The following is a 19,748-nucleotide window of genomic DNA, read 5'->3' as shown; positions in this document are numbered from 1 at the left end:
ATCCTTTTATTCCCTCCTGTGATTATTCATTCACAATTTGCTCTTCAGCGGAATTAGTGAACTCGTTACACTCGGTTTGAATAAATAGGATAGTTTCATATAGTAGAATTTTAGAGGAGACGTCCACTACGTTTGAAGTCTATTCAACAAGCATCCTAAGTCTCCGGTCTAAATACTCAAATTTAACTTAAAAATTCCTTCGCCCGTTCAATGGCTGTTTTTAATCCCGCTGAGTTTTTACCTCCCGCTGTCGCAAAGAAAGGTTGCCCCCCTCCACCACCTTGGATATCTTTTGCCAATTCACGAACAATGTTACTAGCATTTAAACCTTTTTCTTTTGCTAAATCATCCGAAATTACGACTGTCAAACTTGGCTTTCCATCGAATTCCGCTCCAATAACCAAAAATAAATTATTGACAGCTCCCTTCAGCGCATAAGCTAGGGTTTTAACCGCTTCAGCATTCGGCAGATCCACCAACGTCGACAAGAAGTTGATATCGCCAACCTGTTCGATCTTCGCTTCTAGATCCGATTTCAATGCTAAAGATTTTTCTGTAATGCTTTTTTCAATTTCTTTTTTCAGCGCTCCATTTTCGTCAATGATCTTACCCAAAGCAGACACAAAGTCCTTCGGACTATTCATCAGTTCTTTTAGATGCTGTACCAATTCAAAATGTTCACGAATTACCGCCGCTGAGCGAGTTCCTGTAATCGCCTCAATACGACGCACCCCGGCCGCAACGGCTGACTCAGAAACAATCTTAAAGAATCCGACCTGCCCCGTCGCTTTCACATGTGTACCACCACATAGTTCTTTGGAAAATTTATCTTCAAAAGTAATCACACGAACAAAATCACCATATTTCTCACCAAACAAAGCTGTCACACCTGAATCCAAAGCCTGCTGATAAGGTACATTCCGTTCTTCTTTCAACGGGATATTCTCCCGAATTTTAGCATTCACGATATCCTCTACCTGTTTGATCTCATCCTCACTCATCTTTGCAAAATGAGAAATATCAAAACGTAAGATATCAGCATTGACCAATGAACCTTTTTGATTCACGTGCGTACCTAATACCTGTTTTAGTGCAGCATGCAATAAGTGAGTTGCAGAGTGATTGTTTTCCGTATCCAGTCGTTTGGTAGCGTCAACCTGCGCAATAAAGGTACTGCTCAGATCCATAGGCAATTTATTGGTAAAATGGACAAAAATTCCATTTTCCTTTTTCGTATCTGTGATGTAGATCTTTTCACCTGTTTCTTCTGAGACAAGTTCACCGGAATCACCGACCTGGCCTCCACCTTCAGCATAAAACGGACTGACGGAAAGAACCAATTGATACTGCTCTTTATTTTTTGCAACAACTTTACGGTATTTTACGATTTCTGTTTTTGCGGTCAAGGTATCATAACCAACAAATTCAAACCCCTCATCCTCATTGACAAGAATCCAGTCACCAGTGTCAATTGCTGTTGCCGCACGGGAACGATCTTTTTGAACCTGAAGCGCCTGTTTGAAGCCCTCCATGTCAACAGACAATCCTTTCTCTCGTGCTAACAATTCTGTTAAATCAATAGGAAAGCCGTATGTATCGTATAGTTCAAATGCAAAATCACCATTAATAACGCTATTATCTTCCACGTAATTTTCAAAACGCTGTACCCCAGTGGACAAGGTTCTTAAAAACGATACTTCTTCCTCTAAAATTACTTTCTGAACAAAATCCTGTTGTTGGATCAATTCATCAAATACGCCACTGAATTGTGCCGCTAAAACTGGAACAAGCTCATGAATAAATGGCGTTTTGAACCCCAAAAATGTATAAGCATAACGTACCGCGCGACGTAAAATGCGGCGGATTACGTATCCAGCTTTGTTATTAGAGGGTAATTGTCCATCTGCTATCGCAAAACTTACCGCACGGATATGATCAGATACCACACGCATCGCAATGTCAGTCTTCTCATCTAAACCATATTTTATACCAGACTTATCCGCAATAAAACCAATAGTCGGCGTAAAGACATCCGTATCATAATTTGAGGTTTTACCTTGAATACATCTGACAAGACGCTCAAAGCCCATACCTGTGTCTACATGTTTAGCTGGTAAAGATTGTAGTGACCCGTCCTTCAAGCGATTAAATTGCATGAAGACCAAGTTCCAGATTTCAATCACCTGCGGATGGTCTGCATTAACTAAGCTTTGTCCTGCAACCTGCGCACGTTCGTCTGCACTACGCATATCAAAATGGATTTCAGAACAAGGGCCACAAGGACCAGTCTCTCCCATTTCCCAGAAATTATCCTTTTTATTACCAAGCAAGATACGATCTTCAGCTATCCACTGTTTCCAGAAATCAAACGCTTCCATATCCCGGTCCAAACCTTCACTCGCGTCGCCCTCAAAAATAGTCACGTATAAACGATCTTTGTCAAGTTTATATACTTCGGTCAACAGCTCCCAAGCCCAAGCAATAGCTTCCTTCTTAAAGTAATCCCCAAAGCTCCAGTTTCCCAACATCTCAAATAAGGTGTGGTGGTAAGTATCGATACCAACTTCCTCTAAATCGTTATGCTTACCTGAAACACGCAGACAACGCTGCGTATCTGCAACACGTGGAAATTTAATCGGTGCTTCCCCCAAGAATAAATCCTTGAACTGGTTCATCCCCGCATTGGTAAACATCAATGTAGGATCATTTTTTACAACTACTGGTGCTGAAGGTACTATCTGATGCCCCTTGCTTTTAAAAAAGTCTAAAAAGGCTTGACGAATTTCTCTACTTGTCATTTAATTATCTAAAAATATGTGCAAACTTACTCAAAATTGGTCTGTTATGCAATGTAGAATACGAGATAATAACCATGACACAATGATTTTAATAATGCCCAGTTTTCATCGTCAACTGACTTTTCAAACAAAAAAATCAGGACATAAGATTCAGACAGACAGGATTGTCCTATTTTCAGGATGACCGTAATCACAAATATGCATTAAATGCAACATTTTAAAAGCATTAAATGTTAGCCACCTTTGTACCATCAGGATCAGATTTAATACGTTAAACAATAAAAATATTTTGACTGATAGTCATTCACAATTGCGTTTGTTTTTATTACATTTGATAGGGAAAGAGGGCTCTAAAAAATTAAGAAAAATAAATCTGATGGCTTCATCACCATGGCTTCATCACAACTAAACAAACAAACCGAGTGAAACGAGCTCATTTATACCGATGAGAACAACACTTATAAATAATTTAAACAGATGAAAAAAAACATTCTACTACCGGTAGATTTTTCGGCTCATTCTAACAATGCGGTAAATTATGCTGTGGATCTAGCCATTCAAAAAGGCTACAGCATCCACCTTTATCACAATTATACCTCTGCTTCTGCTGTATTTGAGGAAGAAACTGATTCCATTGGAAAGCGAAGCCCCATATTTAAAGCTGATGTCCTTATTAAAAATCTTTCAGAGCAGATAAAATCGACACATGCCACTCTTGATGTGACTACCCAGTGCGAACGTGGCATGATCACGGAAACTCTCCCTGAAATGGCCACACCTGATCGTTTTGACTTTGTCATCATGGGCACAAAAGGTATTACCAATGATGATAGCCAACTTATTGGTAGCACGACTTACGTCATTAGCAAAAAAGCAAAAATACCTGTTTTGGCCATTCCAACAGAAGCATCGTTTGAGCAGGTTGACAAGGTTGGTTTATTGTCCAACTTCAAAGAAGAAGAAGTACAGACTGTCCAGGATTTCGTCAATATAATGGGTAAAGATTTTGAATTAAAGCTGATGCATGTCCATTATGATCATTCTTCGGAAAACCGGATAGAAGATAAATTGGAAGTATGGAAATATAAAATCAAAAAATATATTGGCGTGACCAACATAGCCATCGAAGTCGATTCTATACAAGGCGACATTGAGGACCTGGATACTGTCCCCGAAGTAATCAATGAAATGATCCATACCGAAAAAATCAAGATATTACTCGTAACACGTTCAAGAAAATCCTTTTTTGAACGTACTTTCACCAGATCAGTGGCAAAAGCATTATTTAGCCACCCTTTAGTTCCCATATTTTTTACCAAAGCATAATAAGTATATCGCTATGTCTAGATTATTAATACCCGTAGATTTTTCCGAAAATGCGGAAGTTGCAGCAAACTATGCAGCTCAGATCGCGCAGGAAACACATGATGAAATTACACTCTTCCACTCCTTCACTTCACATATAAACAAATTCGCAAATGCGAAGCATTTAATAGACCCTACCGAAGAGGACGCCCGTGGTAAGATGGAGAAACTTGTCGCTGAACTTCTACAAAAATATCCTTCGATAAAAATTTCGACCCTATTTACGAATGGAATTTTAGCTGAATCATTAGAAAAACAGGAGATAAAAGAGAACTACCAGACGGTGATTATGGGTACAAAAGGAGTCACAGGACTTGAATCTGTACTGATCGGAAGCAATACTTATGACGTCATTAAAGAGTCAAAAATCCCCGTATTAGCGATCCCCAAAAATGCCGTAAAATTAAAAAAAGACAACATCGCACTGCTGACAAATTTTAAACCTGGTGAGCTGGAAGTCCTCAAACAGGCAATCCCATTATATGGAAAAGATTTTCATTTACAACTCATTCATATCAACAAAAACGACCTAGAAATCAACATTTTAGGATCAAAACTTGAAAAGTGGATTGAACAGATTATAGCGGAGACTGGTATAGAAGACATCTCTTATATCGTTAAAGCACCAAGCTATTTTGCCGGTTCAAGAGAGAACATTGCAAATGGGATACATACGATTATTCGAGATGAAGATATTGATGTGATTTTGATTACAAAAAGTAGGAAAACTTTTTTTCAAAACATTTTTACTGAGAATATTGTTAAGCACATGGCTTTTGAAATTGAGGTACCAAATTTTTTCGGTCGAGTAAGCTGACCAAATAATTTTTGGCAAATTTATTGCAAGAGTGGTCAATGAGTTAATTTAACAAGAATTTTATAGTAGAAAATTTTACAAAAACACATTATGAAAATTAGCCTTAAAAAATCAGGATTACTAGTAGCGGCAGGGATCATCTCCACCGCATCCTTTGCCCAAAGCGCAAAGCAGTCATCAATTGAAGGCACTACCCCATTTGGTCCGGCAACACAATACAGGACTTGGTCTATCGGTGTGGGTGCCGGTGTAACGAGCTTGCAGAACATCGCTAAATTCAATAATGGAGGTTATGACAAATTGGACTGGAACTTAGGTTACAGTGCCTATATCAAAAAACAAATCTCACCTTCATTCGGAATCAAGGCAACTTATTTTGGTGGAAAAACCTCAGGGTTTGTGGCCAGCGATAAACAAGTAGGCTTTGAGACAAAAACACCTTGGTCGGTAGCTTTGTCTGGAGAGTTTATTGCAGCCAATACCAACTGGCGGTTTTTCAACAGTTTCATTAAACCTTATGCTTCAATTGGTGTGGGTGTAATGAATGCTGAGACAGCAGCAATTGCTGGCGGAAATCGGGGTGAATATGGGGATTCATATTCCAAGATCTTTGTCCCAGCAGACTTCGGTTTGAAATTTGCAGTTGCCAAAGGTATTAACTTCGAATTGGGCTACCAATTGAACTGGGCGAACCAACGATTTGACAATCTTTACAATACAAATCCGCCACAACAATATAAGAATGACTTATTCACCTATGCTCACGCAGGTTTAGAATTCGCTTTGGGTAGTGGTAGCAAACCCGCATTGAGCAACTCAAATCCGGTAGCTACGCTTGTAAATGATTACACCGTAAAATATGATGATTTAAAAGCTCAAAATGATGCGCTTAATGCAAAAAATCAAGCTTTACAAGGTCAACTGGATGGAATTAGCAATGATCTGAAAGATGATGACGGTGACGGTGTAGCAAACAAATACGACAAATGCCCAGGCACACCTTCCGGTGTACAGGTAGATGGATCAGGTTGTCCAATTGTTGTGAAAAATGAAACTAGAGTTGTCGAGAAAGTTGTTGTCACAGAAGCCGACAAAAAAGTTGTTGCTGATGCGATTAAAAACTTAGAATTCGATCTAGGTAAAGCAACCATCCGCCCAACTTCATACGCAACATTAAACAAAGTTGCGGCATTGTTGATCGAGAAAAACTTTAGCTTGAAATTAGCTGGTCATACAGATAATACAGGTTCACGTGAATTGAATATGCGTTTATCTAAAGAACGTGCTGAGTCAGTAAAAGCTTACTTGGTATCTCAAGGCGCTAACGCATCACGTATCGAAGCGACAGGATATGGTCCTGACCAACCAATTGCATCCAATAAAAATGCTACTGGTCGTCAACAAAACCGTCGTGTAGAGTTTACACTTTATTAATAGCTAATAAATTACACGCAATAAAATGGTATTTTTCAATAAAATACCATTTTATTTACCATTTTGTCATATTTAAACTACAAACCGATTAGGAATTTAATTTTTAACCTATTACTTTTGCCTCGGTTTATACAAACAAATTCTATGAAACTAAATTTACAATTAGCACTTGCTTTTGCAACTGCAGGCTTATTCGCCAATTCCGCTTTTGCTCAAACTGCAAAGGTAGCATCAATAGAAGGAACAACTCCTTTTGGTTCAGCTACACAATACAGAACATGGTCGATCGGTATCGGTGCAGGTGTAACAAACCAAACTAACATCGCTGGTTTCAATCGTGCGGGATACGAAGATTTAGCTTGGAACTTAGGTTACAGTGCTTATATCAAAAAGCAAATCTCCCCTTCATTTGGTATTAAAGCAAGTTATTTCGGTGGTAAAACTGGTGGTGCATTTTTAGCTAAAACTGCAGACCAATCATTCGAAGCAAAAACACCTTGGTCGGCAGCTTTATCTGGTGAATTCCTAGCAGCAAATACCAACTGGAGATTTTTCAATAGTTTCATCAAACCTTATGCATCAATCGGTGTGGGTGTCATGAACAGCAAAACAACCTTAACTACGGGTTCTACATCAGTAGAAGCAGATGGTATCTCTAAAATCTATGTACCATTAGATATGGGTTTCAAATTTGCAGTTGCTAAGGGCATCAACTTTGAATTAGGTTACCAATTGAATTGGGTTAACCAAAACTTTGATGGTATCCAAGGAGGCCAATACAAGAATGACCTATTCACTTATATCCACGGTGGTCTAGAATTTGCTTTGGGAAGCGGTAGCAAACCAGCCTTGAACAACTCAAATCCAGTAGCGACATTAGTCAATGACTACACATTAAAATACGATGATTTAAAAGCTCAAAATGATGCATTAAATACTAAGAATCAAGCTTTACAAAGTCAATTGGATGGATTGAACAGTGATTTAAAAGATGATGATGGTGATGGCGTAGCCAACAAATACGACAAATGTCCAGGTACTCCTTCTGGTGTACAGGTAGATGGATCAGGTTGTCCGATTCTTGTTAAAAACGAAACTAAAATCGTAGAAAAAGTTGTTGTTACAGAAGCAGACAAAAAAGTTGTTGCTGATGCGATCAAAAACCTAGAATTCGATTTGAGCAAAGCAACTATCCGTCCTACTTCTTATGCAACATTGAACAAAGTTGCAGAATTGTTGATCGAGAAAAACTTTAGCTTGAAATTAGCTGGTCACACAGATAATACAGGTTCACGTGAATTGAATATGCGTTTATCAAAAGAACGTGCTGAGTCAGTAAAAGCTTATTTAGTATCTCAAGGTGCTAATGCTTCACGTATCGAAGCGACAGGTTACGGTCCTGACCAACCAATTGCATCTAATAAGAATGCTGCTGGTCGTCAACAAAACCGTCGTGTAGAGTTCACACTTTATTAATCGATAATATTCGATCTATACAAACCAAAAGGCATCACTCTTAAGTGATGCCTTTTTTTGTGGAATCAACAGGCTAAGTTCGACATCTCTCTTGTGTTTAAAGTAAATAAACATTTGAACAACAAAAAGATAACACCAACAAAACTTACATTATCCGTATTTTTATTAAGCTAAGATCTTAAAAAATGCGTAAACCACAAACTCTTGTTTTAGCCCTTTTTTCGCTGATTTTTTCCGCCTGTGAAAAAGACCCGCCCCTGAACGAACCGGGGTCAAATGAAGCGATCAATCAATGGACCTTGAAGCAGATGCAACAATATTATTATTGGAACAGTAAGTTGCCCAATCAAATTACACTCGATGACAAGCCGAATATCTTTTTCAAAAACCTATTGTATCGTGACGACCGTTATTCTACCATTCTACAAGCGCTCAACAGTGACACTTATGGCAACACGCTCTCGAATACCTTTGGGTTTGATATAGCTCAGCTTCAGCACAATGGTCAGACCATGCAACTGGTGACACAGGTAGTTCCCTATTCAGAAGCCGACTTAGCTGGCCTGCATAGAGGAGACACCATCCAGCAAGTCAATGCGCAGCCCTTAGCTGCATACAATTTTGCTCCTGTGTTGGAAGCGGCGTTGAAATTACCTTCAATCCAATTGCAGCTACAGAATGGGAAGAAAATGAAGTTGCCCGCTTCCTATATATCCCAACCAGTAGTCTACACAGCTCAGATCTTTCATAAGCAAACAAAGGTAGGGTACCTATTTTTAAGCCAGTTTGATTTCAGCGGTGGTTATTCGGTATTGGAGGCCATCCGAAAACTTAAAGCTGGCCAAGTACAAGATTTGATTCTTGATCTTCGCTATAATACTGGAGGACAAGTAGCTTTTGCCTCTTTTTGCTCATTAACATTTGCTGATATTGCGCCGAATTATGTATTTGTCCAATTCAAGGGCAACAAAAAGTTGGGCAACAGCGAGGAGACCTTTCAATCTGCTTTAGCTCAGCAACCCGAAGGTTATAGCTTTCAAGCAGAAGAGCTCCTAAAGAGCGGACTGCAATTAAAGCGAATTTTTGTACTCACAGGCCCCAATACCGGATCCGCTTCGGAGATGTTGATCAACAGTTTAAAACCTTATATCGAGGTCATTCAGATTGGTACAAAAACTTTGGGCAAGGATATGGCTTCGACGACCCTTTCCTCACCATCCCAGGTCAGTGGCAATCAACGTGCTTGGTTGCTGATGCCGTTGGTATACAAGATTTATAATAAAGATGGATTAGGAGATTACAGTACTGGACTCATCCCGCATTACCATACAGATGAGTTTGCACAATTGCCCTTACTTCCTTTTGGCGATGAAAAAGACCCTTTACTACAACAAGTGTTTAACATCATACAGGACAAGACAACTCAATCGATCAACAGAAAGGCTAACACTAGTACAAAAACGTTAACTTCATCGTATTACGGAAGCAGCTATCGCGCTATACCTATGACATTTCCTCTATCCCCTCTCAACATTCACTAAAAACCAAATAAAAAGAATAACTAACGTGCACAGGAATTGATCGCAGAGACCCAAGAAGTAATAACTGATTCAGTTCCATTTCTTTTTGATAACAGACGAATACGTTTAGATAATAAGCCCGAACGGACTTGCCGTTCTTTGAGCTCATAGTTTTTCACCACCGTACCTACCTCATCCAGTAGCTTTAAATAATGAAGGTATAAAGCTTTTAAATTCTCACCTTCAGCCTGTAGTTTTTTGATCAGCACCTCGTCATCCTCAGATGCCAACTTATACTGCATCTCGATCATCAGATGGAGTAAGCGCTGGTATTTGATTTCGTTTATGCCTTTCATAATTTATATATTTTTAATTGCCAAATGCAACCTCTAGACCATTAAACTCCCAAAATGTAGGGATATTAGAAGCAGGGCTATTGGCTGTTCCCGAGTTATTGGTGGTAAATGAGGTTAAGACACCATAATTATGATAATCTACAGAATACCCATAATAAGCCTCCATACCATTGATCAAAAGTGGTTTGAAATCTTCTTTAAGGATTTGTGCCCTACCGTAAAAACCATAGTTGTAAAGAACATCTGCACTCGGCAGCGTTAGAGACTGATAATCTGCAGGTAAGGTCTTTCCGATATTTTTTAATGTATCTCCTTTCGCACTATAGACAATTTTTCTTCTTGAAGGTGGCCCTGATAACCTTTCTACAACATGGTAGAAAACCAAGTGGAATTTCTTTCCTCCCAATAGTGTGTTCAACTCATTATTTCCATTTACGATTCGAATTTTCACCTTCCCTTCGACCCGACTTTCTGCTTTCATCTTTATCAAACTTGGGGGAATATCATTTGTTAGCTTTACATATTGCAACGTATCTGTATTGTCTTTAATAATGATAGTTTCATTAAATATTATATTTCCAGCACTATCCAAGAGTGTAAATTTCTTTTCTCCAGAAATTATTTTTACTACTGAATTGTTATTAACAGACACTGCATGCTCATCGATCAACAATTTACCCTTGTCTGGCCCAATCAATAAATTAATATCTTTGATAAAGACATTAGTGAATTTTTGGAAAGTTTCGATATGTTCTCCTTTTTGACAAGAGAAAATAAAGAATGCCAGAAATAAAATAAAAGCTATTAATTGGCTTTTCATAGTATGATTTTAGTATAACAAAAAATATAATCCTGCCATGGAATATGGCAGGATCATAGAAGTTAGAAATAATGATTAATAAGTCTTTGGAGTAAATTTCGTCCAATTATCTGTCCACAAAGTTGTTGCAGCAGGATTAAAAGCACCCTTGTAATTTACACCAGCGGCAGGACTTGTTGAAGACGGCACTAAGTTCCATACATCAAAACTAGCTGCACCAGTTGTTGTGTAAAAAGGATTTATACCAGCACCTCCCAATAATAAATAGCTATTTGGTGTTGCACCAATATTAGTTGAATTTCCCGTACCTGGAGCAGTTCCACTAAAAGCTGCAGTATAAGCTTGAACCACATTGTTGCTAAATACTCCAGTAGCCCCATCTTGGAAAGCAGCACCTGTAGCATATCCAGCGATAATTGAATATTGAATATCTAATTCAGTATTTCTTCTCCAACGGTTACCAAATTTTAATTTAGTACCAGCTACCGAAGCATTATCAATACCTAAAAAAGTAAAGTTTTTCAATACTGGACGTGTTTTAGGTGTAGCTGACCAAGGTGAGGTTGCTTCGTTATCAGATTCTAAACCATTCGAATCTGAGCTACCGCTTGAAGTACTGTTGGTTGAATTGGGATCTTTTAAGGATAAAGCATATTGAATTGTTCCTGTATAACCATGGTCAAAATCAAAATCATCATCATCATTTGAAAGTGCCACTAAATTTTTTGCATTGACGGTGCCACCGAAAAATTCGAAAGCATCATCTTTACCCCAAGAAACTTGGATATTTTCCAATGTAGTACCTGAACCAACACCACCTAAAGTCAAACCGTTAATTTCATTGTCAGCAGTCAAGTTGTAACCTGCAAACTCAATACGTACATATTTCAACGAACCTGAATTGTCCGCAGGTACTGAACCACCATACGTAACATCAACGTTTACAGGTTGAGGAATGCCTTCAATTCTTTTGGTCGCAGGTTGGTTTGTCGTAGATGATCCCAACAAAACAACACCTCCGAAATCACCTGGATTACGCGATCCAGCTGCATTCGGCGAAGTAAATACAATAGGCGCTGTCGCCGTTCCATTAGCAATTAATTTTGCAGTCTTAGGAACAACCAATACACCTTTGATGTTTTGTGTAATACCAGTGATTTGATCTGGATATGCTTTAGTTACCCCAGAAGTAATAAAAGTACCTGGTTGGATGGTCAATGTTGCACCGGGTTTTACAAAAGCTACGCCATCGATTTTCCATACTTTATCCGAAGTAAGGGTTGTTGCAGTGATTACACCATTAGCATCAGTTGGAACTGTTGCTTGAGGTAAAGATGGTAATCCAGCTGTTGAACCATTTACCGGAGCCAAGTTGTCCTTGTTACAAGATGCCAATGCGATTGCGCATACACTTGCTAGCGTTAAGATTTTTTTCATTTTTTGTTAACTTTTACATAACTTAGCCATCACAAGATCACTTTTTAGACTATGCTTCTATAGCGGATAGCTATTCCTATAGTTGCATAGTTTTTCATTCCCCCATTATGATAAATTTTAATATCTTCCAGATTGTGCTAATGGACAAGTCTTGGAACGCTGCTTAATGTATTTATGGGTTAGAATGAACCTGCCTCGCGCAGTTAGTATTTTTTAAAAATTATAAGTCAATGAGAGATTAAACCTTCGCCCATCTCTTCTGCGATAGGTGATAATATCCCCCTCTCCTTTATTATATTTTATAGATTTACCTTTTTTCAATACATAAAATTTTGTATCATCTTGTTCATAATCTTGAATATTCATATAATACCGCGTCCATTCATCAAATAGGTTGGCCATATTGAATTTTACTTCCATCTTTCCCTTTAGAAAACGCGTATAAAGTTGTGCATCCAATTGTTTTGGGGCCAACTCATATTCGACATTGTTCATATTAACATTCGCTAAATTTGTGCGATACCCCCGATGATTATAGCTTGCCGTTACCCCGAAAAGCTCCCCCCAATATCCTACGCCTAAATTCACCAACCAGGGTGATTGCCCCATAAGTGGCCTATCTTGATTGGGGTAGCGTTGTTGAATACGCTCAGCAACCTGAGTTTCAGGGTTATTAATCCATTCCCAATGACTTAAGACATTAACCTTCGATTTGAGCAATGTTCCGTTGGCATATATAAATAGGTCTTTTAACCAGTCCTGATCCGATATAAATGTCAAATTTTTCCTAATCTCCATTTCAAGGCCAAGATTTTTCGCATTTTCCATGTTGGCGAAAGTATACGTGTTCCCCCCGCTATGAACAAGTTCTATGGGTTTATCCAAGTATTTATAGTATCCTGTTATTGAAATTATTTCCCCCGGAGATGGATACCATTCAAATCGAAGATCTACATTATCGATCAAGGTGGATTTAACTTGCTCTCCATAAACGTAACCGTCTAACTCATAATCATACATGGCAAACATGCCCACTTCTCTAAAATCTGGCCTAACTACTGTCCTTGAATAACTACTTCGAATATTGAAATCGGATGTTACCTTATAGGTAGCATTAATAGAGGGCAAAAACCGCCAGTTATTTTCTTTTACACCAAAACGATGCCTTTGGACGTCATTGGGATCTGGCTCATCCTGATAAGTTCTCCTATATAATTCTTCCTGCTTAGAGTTTAAATTAAAATATTCTGCACGAACACCATATACCAAACGCAATTTATGCCATAGCATTTGATCTGCCATCAGATACACTGCTTGTGAAGACATTTTACCATCATAATATCGACCGCCCAATGCATCTGCGTAGTAATAGGCCTGCCCGTTTCCATTTCCAATATTATCAGCGCTGAATAACTGAGCATAAGGGATTTCTATCTCGGGAGGCAATTGATTCGTAGTACCCTCTGCCCATGCTCTCGTCCAAGGGACAAAATTAAATAAATCCAACGCTCTCTTCTTAGACCAGGCCTGATAGCCTAATTTCACCAACGTTGGAACAGCTGTATTTTCGTTGAATTTTCGCGAAAAAGCCGCGCTCCAATTATAATCTGTCTCATCGATATTTGTCCATCTTCGAGAGTCCCTGAAAATCCCCACCACAGATGAACTACGGTGAGTTAATAGCCCCGGGGTTTGAAAATAAGGAATATCATCTATCATAGTGGTTACCCTATAGGAAAGTTTTCGTTCATCTAAAATTTGCTGTTTGATTTTGTTAACAGTAATCATTCCTTCAGCTTTTATTGCCCACGGCAATTGATATTCTCCTACCAATTGGTGTTGCTGCAAAGACATTGCTTCAGGCAATTGATAAATCAGTTTGCTTACTTCAGGATTAGAATCACTATAAGGTTTTTGAATAGACTCATTATAAATATCACTGTACGTACGCGCATACATGTTCTTTAAGGAAACTTTAAAAACCTGTCCCTGCCAACCCATATTGGCCATTAATCCGCCACTGCTATTGAAGCGATAGGATGTTCCTGCTCCATTGTCACCGAGACCTATACTATCAATGTAATTATTGATACTTACCGAATTACGTACATTATTAAATGCAGTAATGTTTTGTTCGTTTCTAAAATTTGCGGATGCCACAAACCCTAATCGCTGTCCATTATTTAATTCGTGAACCCGTCCAAGCGAAAAACGCATATTCTGATTGGGGTATGCTTTATACTTATATTGTCGCAATGCATCATTATTAAAACGCTTGGACTGTGCGATAGCATCTAAATCGTTATATTTCACTGCATCGCCAAACTCCGTTGGATTTAAAGGGGTATTGTTCAATTCGGGATCAGTCAAAATATAGCCGGGAGGCGCATCCAATTGTATCGCCCGACTGTTCCACTGCCAAGTTTTTATTTCATCGGGCATTTTAGACGATTTGTCAAAGAAACCGAAATATTCACTCGTATGCCGTTCCCCCAGCCGATAAAAGTCTTTGCCAGTTGTACGGGAATTACCACCTATCCCATATTGTATTGTCGTAAAATTCTTCTCCGGAATATCCAATGTATTCACAGAAACCTGTCCACCCGAAAATTCAGCGGATACATCCGGTGTTGCCGTTTTATTGACCACCACTGAGCTCACCATCTCTGTCGGAATAATATCAAAGGAAAAATCACGTCTATTCTGCGAAGTACTCGGAATCACCACCCCATCCAGCATGGCCTGATTGTAGCGGTCGGACATCCCCCGTACAATGACGTTCCGGTTATTGACAGTCGTCAATCCGGTAACACGTTTTAAAACCTGCCCCATATCATTGTCTGGTGTGCGGGCGATCTGTTCGGCGGATATTCCATCCGTCACCGAAGCTGCATTTTTTTGTACCGCATACAATCCAGCTACGGAAGCTTTCTTAAACGATACGCTGACAACAGCCGTTTCCAGCGCATTTACCAACGTCTTCATGGCAATATTTAATCCAGTCCTTTGTCCAGCCTGTATTTTGACCCCCTCAATACGTTGGGTCTGGTAAGAGAGATAACTGACTTCCAGTATGTAGGTTCCCGGTTCAGCATTCAAAAGATAGCTACCATCGATACCGCTCTGTGTTGATTTATTGACACCGATCAGTTTGATACTGGCATTGGCCAAAGGCTGACCGCGATCATCAATAACTTTACCTGAGATGCGCCCATCCTGCTGTACCGGCTTTTCGACCAATGTAATATAAACACCGTTGTCTTGAGCCATCAGGTCAGTCTCCCTGAGCAGATAACGCATGACATCCCGAACGCTGTTACTTTTAAAAATCTTGGCATCTACCTTTTTCTTTGCCAAATTATATTTCGCAGCATCGAAAGCGATATGTATATTTTGGGATTCCAAACGTTCGAAAGCCGCTGGAATATTGGATTCACTAAAAGAAACTGTAATCTTTTTATTGAGTAACTGGCCGTATGCGCCCGAAGCTAAAAGCATTTCGGCCGATCCGATCGAAAGAAGTAAACCTACCAACGATGTCCTTATCATAAACTTAATACCGTTTTGCGTAACGTATTGCTTAAATTTCATAAATTTGTATACGTATATATAATATCTCTATAAGTTGTTGTATATGTTATTTATACCATCTCCAAATGGTGTATGATTCAGAGTTGACGATGGCCGTCGTCAGCTCTTTTTTTATCCCCAAACTAGTAAATATGCACTATCCTGCCCTCCTTCCTGGATTTATTGTGATGAATTGCTTTGATACTTTCGAGGGTTGCCGTCCAGGACAGCTGCTTTGATATCGGCATGCTATACCGTTGTTGAGCAATCCGCTGGTCGTCAGTTTTAATATCTACATCATAGATATTTTTAACCGCCAGTGCCAACTCTGCAAAACTGCTTTGCTTAAGGTAAACTCTTCCCTCAATCCAGCTATTACGTGTCGTCAGATCAAAAGTCTCCTGATTGCTATTATGGTTATTTTTGGTATACCGAATCTGTTCCCCACGGGTCAGCACACCCAGTGGGTTATTATTGGCAGTGACCTGCACTTTACCTGTAAATACAGACACCGATATATCATCCAATTCCGCATAGTTTTTCACGGTAAATGAGGTACCCAATACTCTTGTCTGTATTTGTTGGGCATTCACAATAAAAGCTTTCGTAGAATCTTTCTTGACCTCAAAAAATGCCTCTCCAGCCATAAGCTCCACAACCCGGTCCCGCCTATCGTAAGAGACGGTATCCAATTTAATTTTGGAATATGCATTCATTACAACGGTTGATCCGTCGGCCAAAAGTACCCGTTTACGTTGCGAGGCCCCTGTTTCAAAAATCCGGTACCCCGGTTTTAAATTCGCTTCTCTTCGGGAGAAATTCAGATCATGCTGTTTTTTCCAAAATAAAATACCAAAGCACAACAGCAGGCTTGCGGCAACTGCTCCGCTCCAATAGATTATTTTCCGAGCCGTTGATTTTTTAGGAGCAGTACTTCCGATCCGTTGCTCTATGCTATTCCACAACTGAACCTCATCTAGCTTCCCTGCAGGAAGTTCTTCCTGATCAAGCGTATCATACCAGCGATCAATCAGGGACTGCTCAGCCTTGTTGGCTTTGCTCTGCTGATATCTATAGATTAAGGATTCAAAAATTCTTCTTTTCACTTTTTTGCCTGCTGTTTATATACAAGTCTTCAAAAAAGCCGGAAAGTACTTCAATAAATGGTTAACGTTTCATAAAAGAATTGTTAAATTGATTTTTTAATGCTGCAATGGCCGCCAGACGGCTGCCATTTACCTGGAGAGCTCCTCCAGAATAAAAATAAGCAGGAGGGTAAAACTGCCATCTTGAACATTTTGATAGCCGATAATCGCTTTCTTCAGTCTTTTAGATGCTTCGGTAAGGTTATTTTTTACAGTTTGTTCAGAGAGTCCCATCCGCAGTGCTATCTCACGAATTGATAGATGCTCCCACTTCAACAAGAGTACCTGCCGCATATTATGCGGCATAATTTCCAATTCATCTTCCAGCATCTTTTCTAACATGAGGTAAGTTTCAAGTTCTTCCGGATGATGTTGTACGTAATCAAAAATATGTTTACTCCAATGATCCAGAAGTTTATCCTTTGCCTTATTGGAATTGAAAAAATCTATAATTTTATATTTGAGCATTCCCTTGAGATAGGCTGGAAGATTCATCTGGATATCGATCGTATGACGTTTTTCCCAAAACTGAACAAACAGTTCCTGAAGAATATCTTCTACATCCTGTGAATCAAGAATACGCCGGGCGGCATGTTGATAAAGATCTTTCCAACAATACTGATATAACTCAGCATAGGCATTCGTATCATTCCGCTCTTTAATAGCCCTTAGCCATTGCTGATATATAATTGGTATCTGATCCATACTAATACCAAAAATAAGGTTGAGATATTAAGTTTTTATTAATAAATGAATAAAGAAAGCACAAAAAGGCAAAATAGTTTACAATCAAAATAATACTTTTCAATCAGTCACCAGCTATATACCGCGAATAAATTTTTTATCCCCTTAATTTGAAATCTTCAATCTCATTAAAAATCAATCATTTAAATTCTTTGATTATTCAAATATTATTCTTACCTTTGCAACGCCTTAGGCAATAGTGCCTATTGTATATAATATTTCATGAACCCATTTTTAGAACTGGGAATCCGTGAGGAAGTTGTTAATGCCATCTCAGAATTAGGTTTCGAAAAACCTTCTGAAATTCAGGAAAAAGCCATTCCTGTTTTATTGACTGGTAACGACGATTTTGTCGGATTAGCCCAAACTGGCACAGGAAAGACCGCGGCATTTGGTCTTCCATTATTAGAGCAATTAGACTTTTCTCAAAAACACCCACAGGCATTAATCCTTTGCCCTACTCGGGAATTATGTTTACAAATCTCAAAAGATTTAGAAAAATTTGCTAAATACGTTGACAACGTACATGTTGTTGCTGTATATGGAGGTGCAAATATCTCAGACCAGCTACGTCAAATTAGACGTGGAGTGCAAATTGTAGTTGCGACCCCAGGTCGTATGTTGGATATCATTGGCAGAAATGCAATTGATTTCTCAAATGTTAAATATGTTGTATTAGATGAAGCGGATGAGATGCTCAATATGGGCTTCAAAGAAGACATCAACAACATTTTGTCAGAAACTCCTGACGAGAAAAAAACTTGGTTATTTTCGGCGACAATGCCTTCTGAGGTACGTCGTATCGCGAAAAATTATATGACCGATCCTGTTGAGCTTACTGTAGGTACAAAAAACACCGGTAATGCCAACATTGAACACCACTATTATTTGATCAAAGCAAAAGATAAATATGCTGCGTTCAAACGTATTGTGGATTCAAACCCTGATATCTTTGGTATCGTATTTTGTCGTACAAAAATCGAAACACAGGATATCGCTGAAGCGTTGATCAAAGATGGTTACAATGCAGACTCGCTGCACGGTGACTTGTCCCAACAACAACGTGATAAAGTAATGAAACGTTACCGTGACCGTAGTTTACAATTATTGATCGCAACAGACGTAGCTGCTCGTGGTATTGATGTAAGTGACGTAACTCACGTTATCAACTTCTCTTTGCCTGATGAAACAGAAAACTATACACACCGTTCAGGTCGTACTGCTCGTGCAGGTAAAACTGGTATCTCTCTTTCTTTGGTAAACGTAAAAGAACTCAGCAAAATCCGTCATCTTGAAAAGATCATCGGTAAACCTTTTGAGAAAAAACAAGTTCCTCAAGGTGCTGAAGTATGCGAAAAACAATTGTTCTCTATCGTTAAAAAGATTGAAAACGTTGAAGTAAATGATGAGCAAATCAGTCCATTCTTGCCTGCAATTATGGAAAATCTAGAATCTCTTTCAAAAGAAGATATCATCAAAAGATTTGCATCCCTTGAATTCAACCGTTTCTTAGATTATTATAAAAACGCTCCAGATTTAAATATCGAAGCCCGCGAAGGTTCTCGTGAAGATCGTGGCGATAGACGTGATGGTCGTTCTCGTGAAGGTTCAAAAGGTTATACCCGTTTGTTCATGAACTTAGGTTCTGTAGATGAGTTCTCTCGTGGAGACATGTTAGGCTTTATCTGTAACAACGCGAATATCTCTGGAAAATCTATCGGTAAAATTGACTTAAAAGGTGTGTTTACATTCTTTGAAGTACAAGATGCTGAAGTTGAGAAAGTATTCCAAGGATTCCAAGGTGTAGATTACAACGGTCGTCAAGTACGTATCGAAGTATCTGGTGAAGCTAGAAGCGAAGGCCGTGGTGGTGATCGTGGAAGAAGTCGTGGTGGTGATCGTGGCGGAAGACGCGAAGGCGGATACCGTGGTGGTGATCGCGGTGGAAGACGTGAAGGTGGATACGGAGGCGGTGATCGTGGCGGAAGACGTGAAGGCGGATTCAGCGGCGAAAAACGTGACCGTGGTAGTAGCAATGGCGGAGGTTTCCGTGATTTCTCAGGTAAACGTAAAGAATCTAAAAGCAAATACTAGATTTAGTATTTAGATAAGCGTATAAAGACTCTGATTTGGAAAGCCCCGGCTTTGCAGATCAGAGTCTTTTTCATTTATAGTACTTCAGGCGGATCCAAAACCTAAATCCCCTCCACCTTCTCGCTACCTTAATGCGTCTTATTCCATTTTTCACATGCCTTAATCTCCGCAA

At 39.2% G+C, this 19,748-nt stretch carries 13 protein-coding genes; 6 read left to right on the top strand and 7 right to left on the bottom strand.

Annotated features, from left to right (window positions below; all coding sequences use genetic code 11):
- Window positions 1-182: 182 nt before the first annotated feature.
- Window positions 183-2,798, bottom strand: coding sequence for an alanine--tRNA ligase (gene alaS / locus DFQ12_RS15445; RefSeq protein WP_120259940.1), 2,616 nt, complete (start codon window positions 2,796-2,798; stop codon window positions 183-185).
- Window positions 2,799-3,275: 477 nt separating this feature from the next.
- On the opposite strand from alaS, the gene DFQ12_RS15440 reads away from it, so the two are divergent.
- The 5 genes from DFQ12_RS15440 to DFQ12_RS15420 all read left to right on the top strand — a co-directional run bounded on the left by DFQ12_RS15440 (window position 3,276) and on the right by DFQ12_RS15420 (window position 9,431).
- A complete protein-coding gene (locus tag DFQ12_RS15440; protein WP_120259939.1) occupies window positions 3,276-4,124 on the top strand; it encodes a universal stress protein in 849 nt (282 codons plus the stop codon).
- A gap of 13 nt (window positions 4,125-4,137) precedes the next feature.
- On the top strand, window positions 4,138-4,980 hold the full coding sequence (locus tag DFQ12_RS15435; protein ID WP_120259938.1) for a universal stress protein: 843 nt from the start codon (window positions 4,138-4,140) through the stop codon (window positions 4,978-4,980).
- Between the two features lie 90 nt (window positions 4,981-5,070).
- Window positions 5,071-6,414, top strand: a complete 1,344-nt coding sequence (locus DFQ12_RS15430; RefSeq protein ID WP_120259937.1) for an OmpA family protein — start codon at window positions 5,071-5,073, stop codon at window positions 6,412-6,414.
- 144 nt (window positions 6,415-6,558) lie between these two features.
- Complete coding sequence (locus DFQ12_RS15425; RefSeq protein ID WP_120259936.1) at window positions 6,559-7,890, top strand: OmpA family protein; 1,332 nt, start codon at window positions 6,559-6,561, stop codon at window positions 7,888-7,890.
- 185 nt (window positions 7,891-8,075) lie between these two features.
- On the top strand, window positions 8,076-9,431 hold the full coding sequence (locus tag DFQ12_RS15420; protein ID WP_120259935.1) for a S41 family peptidase: 1,356 nt from the start codon (window positions 8,076-8,078) through the stop codon (window positions 9,429-9,431).
- A gap of 20 nt (window positions 9,432-9,451) precedes the next feature.
- Here the strand turns inward: DFQ12_RS15420 and DFQ12_RS15415 are convergent, their stop codons facing one another.
- From DFQ12_RS15415 to DFQ12_RS15390, 6 genes are all read right to left on the bottom strand, one after another.
- Window positions 9,452-9,766: a hypothetical protein gene (locus DFQ12_RS15415; protein WP_120259934.1), complete on the bottom strand. Its 315-nt coding sequence runs from the start codon at window positions 9,764-9,766 to the stop codon at window positions 9,452-9,454.
- Between the two features lie 13 nt (window positions 9,767-9,779).
- On the bottom strand, window positions 9,780-10,586 hold the full coding sequence (locus DFQ12_RS15410) for a hypothetical protein (protein ID WP_120259933.1): 807 nt from the start codon (window positions 10,584-10,586) through the stop codon (window positions 9,780-9,782).
- A 75-nt stretch (window positions 10,587-10,661) separates the two neighbouring features.
- Window positions 10,662-12,023, bottom strand: coding sequence for a hypothetical protein (locus DFQ12_RS15405; RefSeq protein ID WP_120259932.1), 1,362 nt, complete (start codon window positions 12,021-12,023; stop codon window positions 10,662-10,664).
- Between the two features lie 213 nt (window positions 12,024-12,236).
- On the bottom strand, window positions 12,237-15,614 hold the full coding sequence (locus DFQ12_RS15400) for a TonB-dependent receptor (RefSeq protein WP_120259931.1): 3,378 nt from the start codon (window positions 15,612-15,614) through the stop codon (window positions 12,237-12,239).
- A 122-nt stretch (window positions 15,615-15,736) separates the two neighbouring features.
- Entirely contained in the window at window positions 15,737-16,699 is a 963-nt protein-coding gene (locus DFQ12_RS15395) for a FecR family protein (protein WP_120259930.1), read from the bottom strand.
- A 129-nt stretch (window positions 16,700-16,828) separates the two neighbouring features.
- Window positions 16,829-17,443 (bottom strand): RNA polymerase sigma factor, encoded by a 615-nt coding sequence (locus DFQ12_RS15390; protein WP_120259929.1) that lies wholly within the window; start codon window positions 17,441-17,443, stop codon window positions 16,829-16,831.
- Between the two features lie 261 nt (window positions 17,444-17,704).
- Here DFQ12_RS15390 and DFQ12_RS15385 point away from each other — a divergent pair, with 261 nt between their 5' ends.
- Window positions 17,705-19,576: a DEAD/DEAH box helicase gene (locus tag DFQ12_RS15385; protein WP_120259928.1), complete on the top strand. Its 1,872-nt coding sequence runs from the start codon at window positions 17,705-17,707 to the stop codon at window positions 19,574-19,576.
- Window positions 19,577-19,748 lie beyond the last annotated feature (172 nt).

The sequence above is a fragment of the Sphingobacterium detergens genome, from assembly GCF_003610355.1.
GTDB lineage: Bacteria > Bacteroidota > Bacteroidia > Sphingobacteriales > Sphingobacteriaceae > Sphingobacterium > Sphingobacterium detergens.
Note: the sequence above shows the minus strand (reverse complement) of the source record. Positions and strands in the feature narration are given on the sequence as shown.

Excerpts from the sequence above, each read along its gene's own strand:
- alaS (WP_120259940.1), bottom strand. The coding sequence starts at position 2,798 with ATGACAAGTAGAGAAATTCGTCAAGCCTTTTTAGACTTTTTTAAAAGC.
- DFQ12_RS15440 (WP_120259939.1), top strand. The coding sequence starts at position 3,276 with ATGAAAAAAAACATTCTACTACCGGTAGATTTTTCGGCTCATTCTAAC.
- DFQ12_RS15435 (WP_120259938.1), top strand. The coding sequence starts at position 4,138 with ATGTCTAGATTATTAATACCCGTAGATTTTTCCGAAAATGCGGAAGTT.
- DFQ12_RS15430 (WP_120259937.1), top strand. The coding sequence starts at position 5,071 with ATGAAAATTAGCCTTAAAAAATCAGGATTACTAGTAGCGGCAGGGATC.
- DFQ12_RS15425 (WP_120259936.1), top strand. The coding sequence starts at position 6,559 with ATGAAACTAAATTTACAATTAGCACTTGCTTTTGCAACTGCAGGCTTA.
- DFQ12_RS15420 (WP_120259935.1), top strand. The coding sequence starts at position 8,076 with ATGCGTAAACCACAAACTCTTGTTTTAGCCCTTTTTTCGCTGATTTTT.
- DFQ12_RS15415 (WP_120259934.1), bottom strand. The coding sequence starts at position 9,766 with ATGAAAGGCATAAACGAAATCAAATACCAGCGCTTACTCCATCTGATG.
- DFQ12_RS15410 (WP_120259933.1), bottom strand. The coding sequence starts at position 10,586 with ATGAAAAGCCAATTAATAGCTTTTATTTTATTTCTGGCATTCTTTATT.
- DFQ12_RS15405 (WP_120259932.1), bottom strand. The coding sequence starts at position 12,023 with ATGAAAAAAATCTTAACGCTAGCAAGTGTATGCGCAATCGCATTGGCA.
- DFQ12_RS15400 (WP_120259931.1), bottom strand. The coding sequence starts at position 15,614 with ATGAAATTTAAGCAATACGTTACGCAAAACGGTATTAAGTTTATGATA.
- DFQ12_RS15390 (WP_120259929.1), bottom strand. The coding sequence starts at position 17,443 with ATGGATCAGATACCAATTATATATCAGCAATGGCTAAGGGCTATTAAA.
- DFQ12_RS15385 (WP_120259928.1), top strand. The coding sequence starts at position 17,705 with ATGAACCCATTTTTAGAACTGGGAATCCGTGAGGAAGTTGTTAATGCC.